General features: G+C 41.8%; 10 protein-coding genes and 2 rRNA genes. 10 read left to right on the top strand and 2 right to left on the bottom strand.

The genetic code is table 11. The features are described from left to right. Window positions 1-22 precede the first annotated feature (22 nt). Window positions 23-1,450 (top strand): C69 family dipeptidase, encoded by a 1,428-nt coding sequence (locus GQR93_RS10380; RefSeq protein WP_004467001.1) that lies wholly within the window; start codon window positions 23-25, stop codon window positions 1,448-1,450. 99 nt (window positions 1,451-1,549) lie between these two features. On the opposite strand, the gene GQR93_RS10375 is transcribed toward GQR93_RS10380, so the two are convergent. Both GQR93_RS10375 and GQR93_RS10370 read right to left on the bottom strand, forming a co-directional pair. Continuing rightward, window positions 1,550-2,683, bottom strand: a complete 1,134-nt coding sequence (locus tag GQR93_RS10375) for a MucBP domain-containing protein (RefSeq protein ID WP_004467002.1) — start codon at window positions 2,681-2,683, stop codon at window positions 1,550-1,552. A gap of 148 nt (window positions 2,684-2,831) precedes the next feature. Continuing rightward, entirely contained in the window at window positions 2,832-5,066 is a 2,235-nt protein-coding gene (locus tag GQR93_RS10370) for an ATP-dependent Clp protease ATP-binding subunit (RefSeq protein WP_003559687.1), read from the bottom strand. A gap of 423 nt (window positions 5,067-5,489) precedes the next feature. On the opposite strand from GQR93_RS10370, the gene GQR93_RS10365 reads away from it, so the two are divergent. The 9 genes from GQR93_RS10365 to GQR93_RS10325 all read left to right on the top strand — a co-directional run bounded on the left by GQR93_RS10365 (window position 5,490) and on the right by GQR93_RS10325 (window position 19,025). Further along, window positions 5,490-5,711 carry a hypothetical protein gene (locus GQR93_RS10365; RefSeq protein WP_004467005.1) on the top strand — a complete coding sequence of 74 codons (222 nt, stop codon included), beginning with the start codon at window positions 5,490-5,492 and terminating at the stop codon, window positions 5,709-5,711. Between the two features lie 171 nt (window positions 5,712-5,882). After that, a complete protein-coding gene (locus GQR93_RS10360) occupies window positions 5,883-6,149 on the top strand; it encodes a phosphocarrier protein HPr (RefSeq protein WP_035444692.1) in 267 nt (88 codons plus the stop codon). A gap of 4 nt (window positions 6,150-6,153) precedes the next feature. Further along, on the top strand, window positions 6,154-7,875 hold the full coding sequence (gene ptsP / locus GQR93_RS10355; RefSeq protein WP_159298790.1) for a phosphoenolpyruvate--protein phosphotransferase: 1,722 nt from the start codon (window positions 6,154-6,156) through the stop codon (window positions 7,873-7,875). A 254-nt stretch (window positions 7,876-8,129) separates the two neighbouring features. After that, entirely contained in the window at window positions 8,130-9,317 is a 1,188-nt protein-coding gene (locus tag GQR93_RS10350; RefSeq protein ID WP_187117488.1) for a glycosyltransferase family 4 protein, read from the top strand. Window positions 9,318-9,337: 20 nt separating this feature from the next. After that, window positions 9,338-10,360 (top strand): glycosyltransferase family 4 protein, encoded by a 1,023-nt coding sequence (locus tag GQR93_RS10345; protein ID WP_004467013.1) that lies wholly within the window; start codon window positions 9,338-9,340, stop codon window positions 10,358-10,360. 2 nt (window positions 10,361-10,362) lie between these two features. Beyond that, window positions 10,363-11,403, top strand: coding sequence for a lysylphosphatidylglycerol synthase transmembrane domain-containing protein (locus GQR93_RS10340; RefSeq protein WP_003559699.1), 1,041 nt, complete (start codon window positions 10,363-10,365; stop codon window positions 11,401-11,403). 178 nt (window positions 11,404-11,581) lie between these two features. Beyond that, window positions 11,582-13,645: an LTA synthase family protein gene (locus GQR93_RS10335; protein WP_004467016.1), complete on the top strand. Its 2,064-nt coding sequence runs from the start codon at window positions 11,582-11,584 to the stop codon at window positions 13,643-13,645. A 663-nt stretch (window positions 13,646-14,308) separates the two neighbouring features. Beyond that, window positions 14,309-15,882: ribosomal RNA gene (locus tag GQR93_RS10330) — 16S ribosomal RNA — on the top strand. A 223-nt stretch (window positions 15,883-16,105) separates the two neighbouring features. Further along, window positions 16,106-19,025 (top strand): 23S ribosomal RNA (locus tag GQR93_RS10325). The 16S and 23S rRNA genes sit together here, the layout of an rRNA operon. The last annotated feature ends 42 nt before the right edge of the window (window positions 19,026-19,067 follow it).

Below are 19,067 nucleotides of genomic sequence, written 5' to 3'. Positions count from 1 at the left end.
TTTTGAAAGAAGAGATTTTTTAATGGCTTCAAAGCATTTGTCAGCTTGTACAACTGTATTAGTAGGTAAAAAAGCGTCCATTGATGGATCAACGATGATTGCCAGAAATGACGATACTTTTCTACCGTTGACACCACAACGATTCTACGTTGAGCCGGCAGTTTCCAATCGACACGAAACGTGGAAATCCAATCAAAACGGTTTTACCGCACCGCTTCCGGAAAAGGGCTACCGATATTCACTTACACCAAACGTTGAGGTCGATAAGGAAGGCGTTTATGCCGAAAGTGGCTTTAACGAAAAAAATGTTGCAATGAGTGCCACGGAAAGTGTTTACGGAAATGAACGGGCCTTGGCTTTTGATCCGTTAGTTGAAGATGGTCTGGCAGAGGATTCATTACAATCCATGGTGTTGCCTTATATTGATTCTGCTCGCGATGGGGTACGATATTTGGGCGATTTGATTAAAAAATACGGATCACCGGAAGGTAACGGTGTTCTTTTCAGTGATAAAGATGAAGTATGGTATATGGAAATTGTCACGGGACATCACTGGGTTGCTCAAAGGATTCCGGATGACGCCTATGCGATTGCAGCTAATCAAGTAGCCATTCAGCAGGTTGATTTTGACGATCCTGATAATTTTATGTATTCTGAAGGCATTCAAGCATTCGTGGAAAAGTATCATTTGAATACCAATCAGAGTGGGTTTGATTTTAGACGTATTTTTGGTACCGATAACGAAAAGGATCGCCATTATAATACACCCCGAGTTTGGTTTGGCCAACGGTATCTAAACCCGGAGATCGACCAGGAACCGACTTCTTCTGATTTACCATTTATTTGTAGAACCAATAAAAAAATCAGTGTGGAAGATGTTGAGTATATTTTAAGCTCACATTATAACGAAACTGAATATGACCCATTAAGCAGAGGAAATGAAGGCACGAAAACGCTCTTTCGACCAATCTCAATGAATCGAACGCAAAATTCACATGTTTTGCAGATTCGAAATGATGTCACAAATGATTGCGCTGCAATTATGTGGTTGAATTTTGGCGTACCTGCATTTTCACCTTATGTGCCATTCTTTGGAAATGCAAACGATACTGATGAAAGCTATGAAAATACACCTGTTCGCTGCGATGACAAAAGTGCTTATTGGATGTATCGAAAGTTGTCGGTATTAGTTGAATCGCACTATTCTGAATTTATTCAAGATGATGTTGATTTCTTAACGGATGTTAAGGAAAAATTGCGTCGTCATGTTCAAGCAACAATTGATGAAGCAAAGGGCTTATCAGATAATGAGTTGACAAATTATTTGACTGAACAAAATCATCAAGCAGTTAAAATGATGAGAATTGCCACGGAAGATATGATTCATCGATTATTCGAAAAAGGATTGAATTTGTCGAAATTGACATTTAATATGGATAAAAACCTTTAGCCTGCCATCAAAGCAATCTGGAATAGTAAACAACCCCACAGAACCAATTGAAAAATTGGCTTTGCGGGGTTGTTTTTCGTTGTGTTTTCTAACTGAAAGTTAGCTTCGATCAACAATCACGTACATTTTAGGGACCACACCGTTTCCGTTTAATTCATACCAAATCAGGTTCTGATCATCTACGATAGTTGCTGAGATTGAAACTCGGCTACCATGTATCAAAGCATTTATCTTGTTACCATACGGTTTGTCAAAAACGGCAATGGCCTTATTCGGAACGTAATCGATTGTGCCAGCCAATCTAGCAGGATTACGTGAGGTTTTAGTAATCGTGTCGATTAAATTATGAATTGGTGGATCGCTTGGTTCAAGATTTGAATTTTTTATCCACTCAAAGCCACCGATGTTTAACCAACTTGATTTATCCGATAAATCAATTCTTGCAAAGATTTTAATAATGATTCTTGCCGGTAAACCGGTTTTTAAAGACCGACCCTGGGGACTGTCGTAGACATCATGGGCATCCTTGAGTTTGACAAAATATTCCACTGGTTGAACGGTTTCCCAATGGGTTCGACGATAGGCAAATATCACGCCCTGCGTTTGATGATCAAAATGACCAAAAGTAGGACCAGTACTGCTAATGACGCGGAAGCCGTTAATTTTAGGTGCGTTAACAGTGTAAGATTGACCAAGTTTTCCAGATATGATTTGAACGGATTTTAATATTTGCCCAGTGTCAGTATCCAAACAATAGATCATGATCGGTAAGCCATTCTTAAGAGCAAAGCGCAAAGTGACTTCCTGATCCGATTTTTCGAATTTATGGGTAAAGTTTTCGATCGATGTTAAATAGTAATCAGAAAAGTCAGGCAGTTTAAATTGGATGTTTTCTCCGACAATGCCACGGATAATATCCGAACTTGAAATTTGACGATCATTTTCATCCAAGTAAGTGAAAATAACTTGAGACTGCATTTCAAAGGAAGTTGTATTCTGAAACGTATTCAGTGAGTCATCTTCATTTTTTAAAGTGTCGTTTGTTTTGGATTGGTTGGTTTGTTGAGTGTCTGTTTGATCAGATTCAAAGTTATTTTCAGGAGTAAGCTTTTTCTTTTGATGGTAATCAGGATGACGACTTCGCCGTTTCCTTCGGTCAGAGCGAATCGTCGGTGTGATCATTTGTAATTGCTTTTTAATCCAACTAAAAAATGTCATCAAAATTGCCCCCATCGAACGTTCTAAAGAAAATTATATCATAACGGGCGCCAAGTTAAGTCGTTTGATATACTTTTTACGTTTTTTTCGGATATCGTAGGGAAGGTGATATGTAAAAAAATAGCCCAAGACAATGACTGTCTTGAGCTATTAATGAGTTAAATTACTTTTTCTTGTCAGATTTTACTGAAGGATTTGTTTGACTACTGTCAGTCGTAATCGTAATGTTGCCATCACTATTAACATCTGCGGTTAATCGAGCAGAACCTTCATGATCCAAGTAGAAGTCGGCAACTTTATCTTCAATTTGTTCCTGAATAACTCTTCGAAGTGGACGAGCACCCATTGCAGGATTGTAACCCAAATCAACTAATTTGGCTTTTGCCTTGTCAGTAACGTTGATAAACAATCCTTGTTGTGCAAGCATGCCATTTACTTCGTCGATCATCAAACCAACAATCTTTTGAAGATTCTCCTTGGTTAATGGGTTAAACTCAACAATATCATCAAATCGGTTTAACAATTCCGGCTTGAAGTAATTTGTAAGTTTATCAATAATCGAGTGAGTCTTTCCGGTTGCAGCAGCACCAAAACCAACATTGGCTTCGGAATCACCTTGACCGGCGTTACTGGTCATAATGATAATGGTATCCTTAAAGGAAACTGTTCGTCCTTGACTATCGGTTAAACGACCGTCATCAAGAATCTGTAAGAACATATGAAGCACATCAGGGTGAGCCTTTTCAACTTCATCCAACAGAATCAAACTGTATGGGTGACGACGCACTTGTTCAGTTAATTGACCGGCTTCTTCATAACCAACGTAGCCAGGAGGTGAACCGATTAATTTAGCCACTGAATGTGGTTCCATATACTCAGACATATCAAACCTGATCATTGCGTCCTTGGAACCAAAGAGTTCGTAGGCAAGCTGTTTTGCCAATTCAGTCTTACCAACACCGGTAGGCCCAATGAAAAGAAACGATCCGATTGGACGGCCTGTTCCATTAAAACCAACTCGATTACGACGAATTGCCCGCGCAACTTTTTCTACAGCTTCGTTTTGGCCGATAACATTTTTTTCGAGGTTAGGACCTAAGTTTTTAAGCTGGGTCTGTTCCTTTGCTTGAAGTTCGCCGACTGGAATTTCTGTTTTTTCTTCAACAATTTTTTCCATATCCTCAGCAGTGACTTGAGGGGTATCGGCACTGTCAATGTTGTCGGATTTGGCATTCTTTTCAAGTTTACTTACTTGATCACGATAATAAGCAGCTTTTTCGTAATCTTCACTCTTCAAAGCAGCTTGTTTTTGCTTTTCGGCGTTTTGAATTTTTTCTTCAACGGTATGCGGATCAACCGCATTGATTGTCAAATTCTTTCTGGAACCTGCTTCATCCAAAAGGTCAATTGCCTTGTCAGGCAGAAAACGATCCTGAATGTAACGGTCTGAAAGTTTAACAGCCGCTTTGATAGCATCATCTGTATACTTCACGTGGTGATAATCTTCATAACGTTTTTGAATACCCTTTAAGATCTTAACGGATTCTTCTGGGGATGGTTCATCAACGGTGACAGGTTGAAGACGACGTGCAAGTGCGGAATCTTTTTCGATATCACGATATTCTTTGAGGGTGGTTGCACCGATTAACTGAAATTCGCCACGAGCCAAGGCAGGCTTAAGAACGTTACCAGCGTCCATGCCGCCTTCAGCATTTCCGGCACCAACAATTTCATGGATTTCATCAATGAACAGGATGATGTCTGGATTGTCTTGAACTTCTTTGATTAACTGCTGCATTCTTTGTTCAAACTGACCACGAATACCGGTTCCTTGAACAAGTGATACAACGTCAAGTCTGATAATCTGTTTGTTTTGAAGTTTCGAAGGGACATTACCAGAAACAATTTCTTGGGCTAATCCTTCAACAACGGCTGTTTTACCAACCCCTGCTTCACCAATTAGGACAGGATTATTTTTTGTCCGTCGATTAAGAATTTCGATGACACGATTAATCTCGTTATCACGACCAATGACGGGATCAATTTTTCCATCCTTAGCCATTTGAGTCATGTTAATACCATATTGACCAAGTAAGGTGTTGCCGCCTTGACGGTTTCCGTTACCACGGCCATTTCCCGGTCCTTGCGGCTGGGTTGGTGGAATTTGTTGTTGCTGGTTTGGATCCATATTTCCGCCTTGCATTGCACGGAAAATATCATCTAAACCACCAAAACCGAATGGATCTTGAGCCATATCTTGAGCACCTCCTGTGTTACGTTGTTTGTTAGAGAGGAGTTGATAGCAATTTTGGCAAAGGTTAATGGTTTGCTTTTGACCATTCACATTTGTATATAAGTGAATGGTTGCTGGATTCTTATGGCAATTTTGACATAGCATTAATTGCTTTCCTCCTTTAATATAGAAAATAAAAGGACAAAATCAAGACTGATTTAGTACTGACCAACTTTGACCTTTGACTGTAATTATACAACAAGCTCAATTGGAATCAAGTAATTAAACTTAGCTTCCAAATATGGTTACTAGGTGGTTTTAAATCGTTCTTTTTAAGTAGTCTTGATTTCCAAAGTAGCATACACTTGGATAAAGGTTTGTTCAAGTAAGATGATCTGCGTGAAAACGCTAATGTTTTTAGTTCAATAAAGTCACGAATTTGATCTGTATTCGCGTTGAGAAATTCTTGATTTGAGTTACAATATCAAAGTAACACTTATGTTAGAATTGAGTAAAGTAATCGTGTCTTTACTTGAAAATTTATCGCTTTACCAGCTATGGCATAACTAATTTTGCTGCAAAGGAGATGTGCGCTTGGCCGATGATACGGGAAATGCCGACTATGAGAAATTACTGAATCAGCTTGAAACCGGTGAAATTGAAAAGATCATTGTTCACCCTGAAGAATTCATGACATTTCAAACGGCTTATATGAATTTTGACAAACGAAAGCGGATTATCGGAACTGCTGATCAAGGTGGTGTCATCACCTATGTTTTCGAACGTGATGAGCAGGAGAAAAATTCTTAAGAAATACTGTAAGCGGTTAATGTAAAGCTTGTATTTTCGCTTATATATTGCTATTCTTAGATGAGTAAGGAATAATTTTAGAAAGTAAGACAGGTGATGAGTGATTTCTCATTTATACTGTAAATAATTTGGCTTACCTTCTTATAATATGACCAGAGGAGAATGATTGAAATGGAAAAACGTCAGTACAACATCACTGCAGAAACTGGGATTCATGCTCGCCCAGCAACTTTATTAGTTCAAACAGCAAGTAAGTTTAACTCAGATATCACCCTTGAGTACCAAGAAAAATCAGTAAACTTGAAATCAATCATGGGTGTGATGTCACTTGGTGTTGGCCAAAGTGCTTCAGTAACCATTACTGCAGACGGTGATGATGAAAAAGACGCTCTCGATGCCATTACCGAAACGATGAAAACAGAAGGATTGACTGACTAAGTTCATGACAAAGTTTAAGGGGATCGCCGCAAGTGACGGAATTGCCATCGCATCTGCATTTCGGTTGACTGAACCTGATCTGAGTTTCGACAAAAAAACGATAAAGAATCCTGATACGGAAATTGATCGCCTAAATCAAGCAATTGAGATTTCTAAACAGGAGCTTCGTACAATCCAACAAAGAACTTTTAAAGACCTCGGTAGACATGAAGCTGAGGTCTTTAAAGCACATATAGCCATTTTGTCGGATCCAGAATTGTTGAAACGAATCGAAAGCATGATTAAGACACAGCATGTCAATGCAGAATACGCGTTGAAAGATGTTTCAGATAGTTATGTTAAAATCTTTAATTCGATGACCGATAACGATTATATTAAACAAAGATCGACAGATATTAACGATGTGACAAAGCGGGTATTGAGTCATCTTCTCGGTGTCCCGCTGACGGATCCGGCTTTAATTGATCACAAAGTCATCATTATTGCTCATGATTTGACACCTAGTGATACAGCACAATTCGTTCCCAACTACGTTAAAGGAATTGTGTCTGATATGGGTGGTCGAACATCGCATTCTGCAATTATGTCCAGGACGATGGAAATTCCAGCAGTTGTTGGATTTCAGGGATCGTTAGCTGATATTAAAGATGGTGATCAAGTCATTGTGGATGGCTTAACAGGTAATGTGATTGTTAAGCCATCAAATGATGAAAAAAATGAGTACGTGGAAAAAATTAAAAAGTACAGGCAGGCCAATAGTCAGTTAACGTCATTCAGAAATGTTGCCACAACATCTTCTGATGGCAAGCATCCGATTATTGCTGCAAATATTGGTACTTTGGATGATTTACAGGCAGCCATTGACAATGGTGCTGAAGGAATTGGCCTTTTTCGGACGGAATTTTTATACATGGATTCTGACGAACTCCCATCAGAACAAAACCAATTTGACATTTATAAGACAGTTGTTCAGAGAATGGCAGGAAAACCGGTCATTTTTAGAACGGCTGATATCGGTGGAGATAAGGAACTGCCTTATCTCCATACGCCACACGAGGCAAATCCGTTCTTGGGGTATCGGGCTATTCGAATGAGCTTGGATCAACCTGATATTTTTCGCACGCAACTTAGAGCGTTAATTCGGGCTTCAGCTTACGGAAATTTATCGATTATGTTTCCGATGATTGCAACGATTACGGAGTTTGAGCACGCAAAGCGGATTTTTGAAGACGAACGAGCCAAACTGATTGCACAAGATGTAGCAGTTGGTGATATCCGAGTTGGCATTATGGTCGAGGTACCGGCAGCGGCATTGCTGGCTGATCAATTTGCCAATGTTGTTGATTTTATGAGTATAGGTACTAACGATCTCATTCAATACGTTATGGCTGCGGATCGGGGAAATCGGCGAATTTCTTATTTGTATCAGCCGTACAACCCATCAGTCCTGAGACTTATCAAGTCAGTTATTGATGCTTGTCATGATAACGGGACACCTGCGTATATGTGTGGTGAGATGGCTGGTGATCAAAAGGCTATTCCGATTTTAGTTGGAATGGGGTTGAATGAATTTTCAATGAGTGCAACTTCGATTTTGAAGTCTCGTGCGTTGATCAAGGAGCTTGATTCCAGGGAAATGGTGACACTGGCAAACAAAACAGTCAGTTTAGCCAGCACTAGTCAACAAGTTCTCAAGTACGTTCATCAAGCGCTTGGAAAGTCATAGATACTTATAAATAACTTAAAAACAAGCTGCTAATGGCTATCGGTTGCCGTTTAGCAGCTTGTTTTGTTGATGTCATTGGTTTGCATTCAATGGGTTAAACAAATATAATTACAATGATTGTCAGACTATAAGCCACGTAGCTTTTGGTCTAACAACTGTAAAAGTGTCTCAGCATCATTTGAATCGAAAGAGTCATGATGTTACGTTGAGAAATACGCTTTTTGATGTTTTCCGTAGAAAGGAGGGGGCTGTTCATGAATATTGGTATTTTTACAGATACTTATTTTCCTCAAGTAAGTGGTGTTGCAACTTCAATTAAAACGTTAAAGAATGAATTGGAGCGGGAGGGAAACCAGGTCTATATTTTTACGACAACGGACCCTCATGTTGATAAGGATACATACGAGCGAAATATTTTTCGCTTTTCCAGCATCCCTTTTATCTCATTTACTGATCGACGAATTGCAGTAAGGGGGTTATTTCAGGCATATGAAATTGCCAAGGAACTCAATTTGGACATTGTCCATACACAAACGGAATTTTCGATGGGCATGATTGGCAAATTTGTGGCTAAAAACCTGAATATCCCTTGTGTTCATACCTATCACACGATGTATGAAGACTATTTGCACTATGTTGCAAATGGTAAACTACTAAAACCCGTTCATGTAAAGGAAGGTACTTTGGCTTTTTGCTATCATCTAGCAGGTGTGATTACACCATCCGATAGAGTACTCGATAAATTGACCGAGTATGGGGTGAAATGTCAGATGAGAATTATTCCAACAGGCATTGATGTTGGGATGTATGCCAAGTCAATAGACACGGATATTCGCGAGAAATATCATATTTCAAAGGATACACCTGTTATGCTGTCAATTAGTCGATTGGCCTATGAGAAGAATATTTCTGAAATTGTTGATTTGCTACCATCAATTATCGAGCAGGTTCCAAAAGTTATCTTAATGATTGTTGGGGATGGTCCTGCAAAAGAAGATTTGATGAAGCAAGTGACACAGTTAGGGTTATCAAAACACGTCATTTTTACAGGTGAAGTCAGTAATGATCATGTTAACGCGTTTTATCGGACAGCTAATGTTTTCGTTTCAACATCTAATTCAGAATCTCAAGGCTTGACTTATATTGAGGCGATGGCAGCAGGACTTCCCGTTGTGGTGACTTCCAGTGACTATACAGATGGTTTATTAAGCAATGAGTCTCTTGGTCAGACGTTTAAGAAATCTGACGAGTTTACCGAAATTGTCATAAGGTATCTTACAAATCCCGTTGATAAAGATAATTCGAAAGCTAAAAAAATACTGGATCAAAAGTTAACAGAAATATCAGCAGAGACGTTTGGCAAACGGGTAGTTGATTTTTATCATAGTGTAACTGTTGAACAACAGTTACAAAAGGATCCGACTGCCACAAATATTGAATAATTGTTTTTGAAGGAGTTTGTATGCTTAAGATCAATATGTTCTCAACAGCAACAAAGGTTAAGGGCCAAGGTGTGGGGAGCGCCTATTCCGAGTTAATCAATATGTTGGAGAAGCATTTCCCAAGGGAATTTGATATCAAGATTAATAATTATGCCCAATCGGATATTAGCCACTATCATACAATTAATCCCACCTTTTTTTTATCAACTTTTTTCAAAAAACGAGGACGAAAAATTGGATACGTTCATTTCTTACCGGAAACACTTGAGGGGAGCTTGAAAATTCCTTGGCCAATCAAAGGGATTGTCTATCGGTATGTGATTGCATTTTATAAACGAATGGATCATATAGTGGTTGTTAATCCGTCCTTTATTCCTAAACTGGAAAAATATGGCATCAAGGGTAACAAAATCACCTATATTCCTAATTTTGTGAATCGGCAGGAATTTCACCCTGCCAGCAAGCAAACCAAACGTGACCTTCGGGCTAAGCGGGGGTATGATCAGAATCGTTTCACTGTTTTAGGAAGTGGCCAGATCCAAACGCGAAAAGGTGTTTTAGACTTTGTCCAACTGGCTAAAGAAAATCCTAAGGTTCAATTTATTTGGACCGGTGGTTTTTCATTTGGAAAAATGACGGAAGGCTATGCTGATCTCGAAAAAATTGTGAAGGACCCACCAAACAATCTATCTTTTCCGGGGATTATCGACCGTCATAAAATGGTTGACTATTATAATATGGCTGATCTTTTTATTTTACCTTCATACAATGAATTGTTTCCAATGTCGGTTCTCGAGGCCTTTTCAACCGAAACACCAGTGATGCTTCGGGACCTGGACCTCTATAAGTCGATTATTGATGGTTATTATTTGGGTGCCGGGGATGTGAGTGAAATGAATTCAGAACTTGGTAAACTGATTCAAAATCCGGATGAACTAATGAAGTTAACCGAGAAAGCAAAAGAAGCTAGCGAACGTTATTCAGAAAGTCATTTGGCTCAAATTTGGCATGACTTTTATAATCAACAAGCAGGGAAAGGTTAAGTATGTCACGGAAAAATAAATTTACCTTTATGCTGATGGTACTGATAGGAATCGTGATTATCGGTTATTCTATGAGGGATGTTAAACTGAGTGTTTTAATTCATGATTTTTTCACATTAGACCCCTTATGGCTGATTGTGGCATTTGCTTGTATCTGTATATACCTTTTAGTTGAAGCGGTTATAACGAAAGTGCTTGTGTCAAATCGAGTCTCGACGTTCACGTTTAAAGATGCACTGCGTGTTCCTTTGGTAGAACAACTTTTTAATGGGATTACGCCGTTTTCATCCGGTGGCCAGCCCGGTCAGCTGGTTGTTATGCTGCAGACGGGTATTGATGGTGGCCGAGCAAGTTCCGTTTTGTTGATGAAGTTTGTGGTCTATCAGGCCATGATCGTTGTCAATTTTTTTATTAGTCTACTCATTGGGTTTCACTATGTTGCAACAAAAATGCAGTATCTATCGTTGTTTGTCCTATTTGGGTTTCTGATTCACTTTTTCGTCATTGTTGCCTTGTTAATGATTATGTATTGGCCGTCCTTTACGAAAAAGGTCACTAGGATTCTATTTCATCCGGTTAAATGGTTTGTTAAGGACGAGAAATATGACAGTATGCGTGTCACGCTATATGAAAAGATTGATAATCTGTACGAGGAGAGTATTCGAATTGGACGTCAGCCGAAACTTATGATTAAAGTTGTTTTGCTGACGCTCGTGCAGCTCGCTTTTTATTATCTAATTCCATATTTCATTATGTTGGCACTGGGATATTATAATGTAAATGTCTTTATGGTAACCAGTTTGCATATTATGATCGTGATGATCATTTCATTATTTCCGATTCCTGGCGGATCCGGTGGTGCGGAGTTCAGCTTTGAGTCGCTGTTTCAAAGTTATATTAGTAGTAACAGTAAACTAGTACTGGCAATGATCCTATGGCGAATTTTGACCTATTATTTCGGAATGGTTGTTGGAGCAATTGCGTTATTGATCAAACCTGATAAGGTTAATGATTCTCACAAAGTGGTCCGTAAAAAAGAGTAATTTATGATATCTTTTTATAGGAACTTTCAGTAAAAATGGTTTTAGTTAACTATTTGGCGAAGTGGAAACTTCTTAGTCGTTATGGCCTTTAACAATTCTCTCTGTGTGGCAGGGCAATAGAAACGTTGATTAAATACCGTCTATTCAAATATTTGTGAGAAATTTTGGAGGAACAAGAATGATGTCTACAAAGAAATCTCGTATATTAAATTTCTTTAATACCAGATTGGGGTTCTTCTTTCTGGTAGTCATATTGTTTTGTGTAAAAACATATATAATTTATCAAACTAAATTTACGCTTGGTGCAAAGGGCGGAATGCAGCAGTTCCTCTTGGTTGTTAATCCAATCCCGGCGGCACTTCTAACTTTAGGGATTGCGTTGTATTTCAGCGGGCGCTTGTCGTATTGGCTGATGATGTTGATCGATTTTTTTGAAAGTATTTGGATATTTGCAAATATAGTTTATTACCGTGAATTTTCCGATTTTCTGTCAATGGGCATTATTAAAGGAAGCGGGAATGTTCAAAATAATCTGGGAAAAAGTTTGATGGAGATCATTCATTTTACCGATTTCTTTGTCTTTTTAGACATACTAATCTTGATACTGTTGCTGGTATTTAAGGTTATCAGAATTGACGCAAAACCATTTAAAAAGCGGTATGCTTTATTAATCTCCGGCTTGTCGCTTGTACTGATGGCTGGCGAGTATGGTTTAGCCAATAGTGATCGTTCCGGCTTGTTAACAAGAACGTTTGATAATAATTATATTGTGAAATATTTGGGACTGAATGAGTACGCAGCATTTAATGCGTATCAAACACATAAGGAGTCTGCTACTAGATCACACGCCAAGGCAAGTGATATGGACTCGATTCTTAAATACTTAAAGAATAATCGGGCGGCTGCAAATCCGGAATACTTTGGAAAAGAAAAGGGCAAAAATGTTTTCATCATTCATTTAGAAAGTTTTCAACAATTTTTGATTAACTATAAAGTTGATGGTAAAGAAGTAACGCCTCATTTAAATGCTTTCTACAAAAATAGGCACACACTTAGTTTTGATAATTTTTATCATCAGGTTGCCCAAGGGAAAACGTCGGATGCCGAAATGATGCTTGAAAATTCACTTTACGGACTTCCCCAAGGATCAGCTATGGTCACCTATGGTGGGCAAAATACGTTCCAGGCAGCCCCCGCGATTTTAGATCAGCGCGGTTACACGACGGCAGCTTTTCATGGCGATGTTCCCAGCTTTTGGAATCGGGACAGCACCTACAAGTCCTGGGGATATCAATACTTCTTTAGTTCACAATACTATAAGACCAAGCCGTCCTATAATGTCGGCTATGGTATGAAAGATAAAATCTTCTTTAGGGACGCTGCAAATTATATCCAGCAGTTGCCCCAACCGTTTTATGCCAAACTCATTACTTTGACAAATCATTATCCATACCTGCTGGATAAGCAGAATACTGATTTTCCTGCTACCAAAACCGGGGATAAAACAGTTGATCCTTATGTTCAAACCGCTCATTATTTGGATCAGGCATTCGCTGAATTTTTAAACTACCTTAAAAAGACCGGATTATATAAAAATAGTGTCATTGTGCTGTACGGGGATCATTATGGTATTTCGAATAATCACCGGCCGGCAATTGCTCAGTTACTGCACAAGAAGAGTATTAACAGTTATGATCTTGCACAGTTTCAAAAAGTACCATTTATGATCCATGCAGCCGGATTAAAGGGTGGTATTCGACAGACGTACGGCGGAGAGATTGATGTTTTACCGACTCTGCTGCATTTGCTGGGTATTAAAGATAACAATACCATTCAGTTCGGGACAGACCTTTTGTCCAAACAGCATGATCAACGCGTGGCTTTTAGAGATGGTGACTTTGTTACACCTAAATATACGAAAGTGGGCAGTACGGTCTATTTAACCAGATCAGGTAAAGAAATCACGCCAAACGCAACTCAGAAAAGGCAAATTGCCAGTATCCAAAATCATGTCACAACGGAATTATCGTTGTCTGATCGTGTCATTTATGGCGATTTGTTACGTTTTTACACGCCTAAGGGATTCCAGAAGGTTAATCGAAAAGACTTTACGTATCAATATACCAAGGGAATGGATAACCTTAAGAAGGCCCAAGAGGAGCACCCAACGAGTATTGAGGCAAAGAATAATGGCAAGTCTACGATGGACCTGTATAAGACCGATGCACCCGAGCTAAAATAGTGTTTCGTTTGTTGTCGTATCATAAATAGCAGAAGTGTTTTTAGAAAAAGGTTATTCGGTTGTTTGAATAGATCCTCCAGCTTTGTTTTCATGGTTGTCTGTTTTGGGTAGTGTTAGATTTTATATAATTAAGAGTCGATTGCGATAAAAATCGTAATTGGCTCTTTTTTTATCAGGGTAGCCCAAACACGAATCGGTAGTCTTGAAAAAGACAATCAAAGAGGGTATACCACTTTATAGTCGAACGATATTTGTGAATGATAGCCGAATTGTTCGCACTTTTTGCTTAGACAAGTAAGGCTTCGAAACCTACTTTTCGACTGCAACTAATTTTTTTGTTTTAAGCCTTGACGAATCGCGATTTATTCGGTATATTTATTTATGCTGTTTCAGTGAGTGAACAAGCCAAACGGATTCAACCAAAAAGTTAATTCAAAAGTTTTGTTGACAATCACTTCTCAGCATGGTAATATTAAATAGTTGTCAACAGCGAGGGATTGCTGCTAACAACTCAGGTAGACCTTTGAAAACTGAATAAAATTTTCGACAAACAAATTGTGTAGGGTGCTTCGATTTTAATCGAAGCCAATTAACAAATTGCGAAGTCAATTCGCTAGTAACAATAAAAAATAATCAATGAGTCACAAATGATCATTTTGATTTTAAGATGAGAGTTTGATCCTGGCTCAGGACGAACGCTGGCGGCGTGCCTAATACATGCAAGTCGAACGCGTCTTGGTCAATGAAGTTGAGTGCTTGCATTTAACTGATTTGACATTAAGACGAGTGGCGAACTGGTGAGTAACACGTGGGTAACTTGCCCCGAAGCGGGGGATAACATTTGGAAACAGGTGCTAATACCGCATAACAACAAAAACCACATGGTTTTTGTTTAAAAGATGGTTTCGGCTATCACTTTGGGATGGACCCGCGGCGTATTAGCTAGTTGGTGAGGTAATGGCTCACCAAGGCAATGATACGTAGCCGACCTGAGAGGGTAATCGGCCACATTGGGACTGAGACACGGCCCAAACTCCTACGGGAGGCAGCAGTAGGGAATCTTCCACAATGGACGAAAGTCTGATGGAGCAACGCCGCGTGAGTGATGAAGGGTTTCGGCTCGTAAAACTCTGTTGTTGGAGAAGAACGGGTGTCAGAGTAACTGTTGACATCGTGACGGTATCCAACCAGAAAGCCACGGCTAACTACGTGCCAGCAGCCGCGGTAATACGTAGGTGGCAAGCGTTGTCCGGATTTATTGGGCGTAAAGCGAGCGCAGGCGGTTTTTTAGGTCTGATGTGAAAGCCTTCGGCTTAACCGGAGAAGTGCATCGGAAACCGGGAGACTTGAGTGCAGAAGAGGACAGTGGAACTCCATGTGTAGCGGTGAAATGCGTAGATATATGGAAGAACACCAGTGGCGAAGGCGGCTGTCTGGTCTGCAACTGACGCTGAGGCTCGAAAGCATGGGTAGCGAACAGGATTAGATACCCTGGTAGTCCATGCCGTAAACGATGAGTGCTAAGTGTTGGAGGGTTTCCGCCCTTCAGTGCTGCAGCTAACGCATTAAGCACTCCGCCTGGGGAGTACGACCGCAAGGTTGAAACTCAAAGGAATTGACGGGGGCCCGCACAAGCGGTGGAGCATGTGGTTTAATTCGATGCTACGCGAAGAACCTTACCAGGTCTTGACATCTTCTGCTAACCTAAGAGATTAGGCGTTCCCTTCGGGGACGGAATGACAGGTGGTGCATGGTTGTCGTCAGCTCGTGTCGTGAGATGTTGGGTTAAGTCCCGCAACGAGCGCAACCCTTATTGTCAGTTGCCAGCATTTAGTTGGGCACTCTGGCGAGACTGCCGGTGACAAACCGGAGGAAGGTGGGGATGACGTCAAATCATCATGCCCCTTATGACCTGGGCTACACACGTGCTACAATGGACGGTACAACGAGTCGCGAAACCGCGAGGTCAAGCTAATCTCTTAAAGCCGTTCTCAGTTCGGATTGTAGGCTGCAACTCGCCTACATGAAGTTGGAATCGCTAGTAATCGTGGATCAGCATGCCACGGTGAATACGTTCCCGGGCCTTGTACACACCGCCCGTCACACCATGAGAGTTTGTAACACCCAAAGCCGGTGAGGTAACCTTCGGGGGCCAGCCGTCTAAGGTGGGACAGATGATTAGGGTGAAGTCGTAACAAGGTAGCCGTAGGAGAACCTGCGGCTGGATCACCTCCTTTCTAAGGAAAATTCGGAAACCTACACAATGTCGAAAGTTTTGTTCAGTTTTGAGAGGTCTACTCTCAAACTTGGTTCTTTGAAAACTAGATAATATTAATTTTCTGTAATTTATTGAATTGGATATAATCCAATTTCAACCGAGAACACCGCGTTATTTTGAGTTTGTTAACTAAGTAAAAAATCGCAAATACTCAATTAACTAAAGTATCCGTAGGATACTTAGGTTAAGTTATCAAGGGCGCATGGTGGATGCCTTGGCACTAGGAGCCGATGAAGGACGGGACTAACACCGATATGCTTCGGGGAGCTGTACGTAAGCTTTGATCCGGAGATTTCCGAATGGGGAAACCCAGCAGTTTTAATCGACTGTTACTGCTCAGTGAATTCATAGCTGAGTAGAGGTAGACGTGGGGAACTGAAACATCTCAGTACCCACAGGAGAATAAAGAAATTTCGATTCCCTCAGTAGCGGCGAGCGAACGGGGAACAGCCCAAACCAATGAGCTTGCTCATTGGGGTTGTAGGACTGAACATTTGAGTTACCAAAGTGATGGATAACCGAACAATCTGGGAAGATTGGCGAAACAGGGTGATAGCCCCGTAGGTGAAATCCAGCACCCTCAGTTCAGGATCCTGAGTACGGCGACACACGTGAAACGTCGTCGGAATCCGGGAGGACCATCTCCCAAGGCTAAATACTCCCTAGTGACCGATAGTGAACCAGTACCGTGAGGGAAAGGTGAAAAGCACCCCGGAAGGGGAGTGAAACAGTTCCTGAAACCATGTGCCTACAAGCAGTTAGAGCCCGTTAATGGGTGATAGCGTGCCTCTTGTAGAATGAACCGGCGAGTTACGGTTGCATGCAAGGTTAAGGTGTTAAAGCCGGAGCCGCAGCGAAAGCGAGTCTGAAATGGGCGTTGAAGTATGTTGCTGTAGACCCGAAACCAGGTGATCTACCCATGTCCAGGCTGAAGGTGCGGTAAAACGCACTGGAGGGCCGAACCCGTGTACGTTGAAAAGTGCTGGGATGAGGTGTGGGTAGCGGTGAAATTCCAAACGAACTTGGAGATAGCTGGTTCTCTCCGAAATAGCTTTAGGGCTAGCCTCGGACGTAGAATCATGGAGGTAGAGCCACTGTTTGGACGAGGGGCCCGTCATGGGTTACTAAGTTCAGATAAACTCCGAATACCATTGATTTTTATCCGGGAGTCAGACGATGAGTGATAAGATCCATCGTCGAAAGGGGAACAGCCCAGACCGCCAGTTAAGGTCCCTAAATATATGCTAAGTGGAAAAGGATGTGGAGTTGCATAGACAACTAGGATGTTGGCTCAGAAGCAGCCACCATTTAAAGAGTGCGTAATAGCTCACTAGTCGAGTGATCCCGCGCCGAAAATTTACCGGGGCTAAGCATATTACCGAGACTGCGGACCTGAACTTTGTTCAGGTGATAGGAGAGCGTTCTAAGGGCAACGAAGCCGGACCGCAAGGACCGGTGGAGCGCTTAGAAGTGAGAATGCCGGTATGAGTAGCGAAAGATCAGTGAGAATCTGATCCACCGAATGACTAAGGTTTCCTGGGGAAGGCTCGTCCTCCCAGGGTTAGTCGGGACCTAAGCCGAGGCCGCAAGGCGTAGGCGATGGATAACAGGTTGAGATTCCTGTACTAGTTGATGATGTTTGAGCGATGGAGGGACGCAGGAGGCTAAGTTGTGCATGCAGTTGGAAAGGCATGTTCAAGCCACGAGTCAGTCAAAGAGTCAAATGCTTTTTGGCGGGTTGACAAGTGGTGATGAGGACCGAAATTTAAGTAGGGAAGCAACCCACGTCACACTGCCGAGAAAAGCTTCTAGTGAGTCATCAACTACCCGTACCGCAAACCGACACAGGTAGTCGAGGAGAGAATCCTCAGGTGAGCGAGTGAACTCTCGTTAAGGAACTCGGCAAAATGACCCCGTAACTTCGGGAGAAGGGGTGCTGGCCACATGGCCAGCCGCAGTGAAAAGGCCCAGGCGACTGTTTATCAAAAACACAGGTTTCTGCAAAATCGTAAGATGACGTATAGGGGCTGACGCCTGCCCGGTGCTGGAAGGTTAAGTGGATGAGTTAGCTTCGGCGAAGCCCAGAAATGAAGCCCCAGTAAACGGCGGCCGTAACTATAACGGTCCTAAGGTAGCGAAATTCCTTGTCGGGTAAGTTCCGACCCGCACGAAAGGCGTAACGATCTGGGCACTGTCTCAACGAGAGACTCGGTGAAATTGAGATACCTGTGAAGAAGCAGGTTACCCGCGACAGGACGGAAAGACCCCATGGAGCTTTACTGTAGCTTGATATTGGGTGTTGACACAGCTTGTACAGGATAGGTAGGAGCCGTTGAAGCCGGAACGCTAGTTTCGGTGGAGGCATTGGTGGGATACTACCCTCGCTGTGTGAACACTCTAACCCGCGCCACTTAGCGTGGCGGGAGACAGTGTCAGGTAGGCAGTTTGACTGGGGCGGTCGCCTCCCAAACAGTAACGGAGGCGCCCAAAGGTTCCCTCAGAATGGTTGGAAATCATTCGACGAGTGTAAAGGCAGAAGGGAGCTTGACTGCGAGACAGACAGGTCGAGCAGGGACGAAAGTCGGGCTTAGTGATCCGGTGGTTCCGTATGGAAGGGCCATCGCTCAACGGATAAAAGCTACCCTGGGGATAACAGGCTTATCTCCCCCAAGAGTCCACATCGACGGGGAGGTTTGGCACCTCGATGTCGGCTCATCGCATCCTGGGGCTGTAGTCGGTCCCAAGGGTTGGGCTGTTCGCCCATTAAAGCGGTACGCGAGCTGGGTTCAGAACGTCGTGAGACAGTTCGGTCCCTATCCGTCGCGGGCGTAGGAAATTTGAGAGGAGCTGTCCTTAGTACGAGAGGACCGGGATGGACATACCGCTGGTGTACCAGTTGCGCCGCCAGGCGCACCGCTGGGTAGCTATGTATGGATGAGATAAACGCTGAAAGCATCTAAGTGTGAAACTCGCCTCAAGATGAGATTTCCCATTCCTATATGGAAGTAAGACCCCTGAGAGATGATCAGGTAGATAGGTTGGAAGTGGAAGTGCAGCGATGCACGGAGCGGACCAATACTAATCGGTCGAGGACTTAACCAAGTAGAAATGGTGTTTGAAGGCAGAAAATTAATATTAGCTAGT

Source organism: Lentilactobacillus hilgardii (assembly GCF_009832765.1).
GTDB lineage: Bacteria > Bacillota > Bacilli > Lactobacillales > Lactobacillaceae > Lentilactobacillus > Lentilactobacillus hilgardii.
Note: the sequence above shows the minus strand (reverse complement) of the source record. Positions and strands in the feature narration are given on the sequence as shown.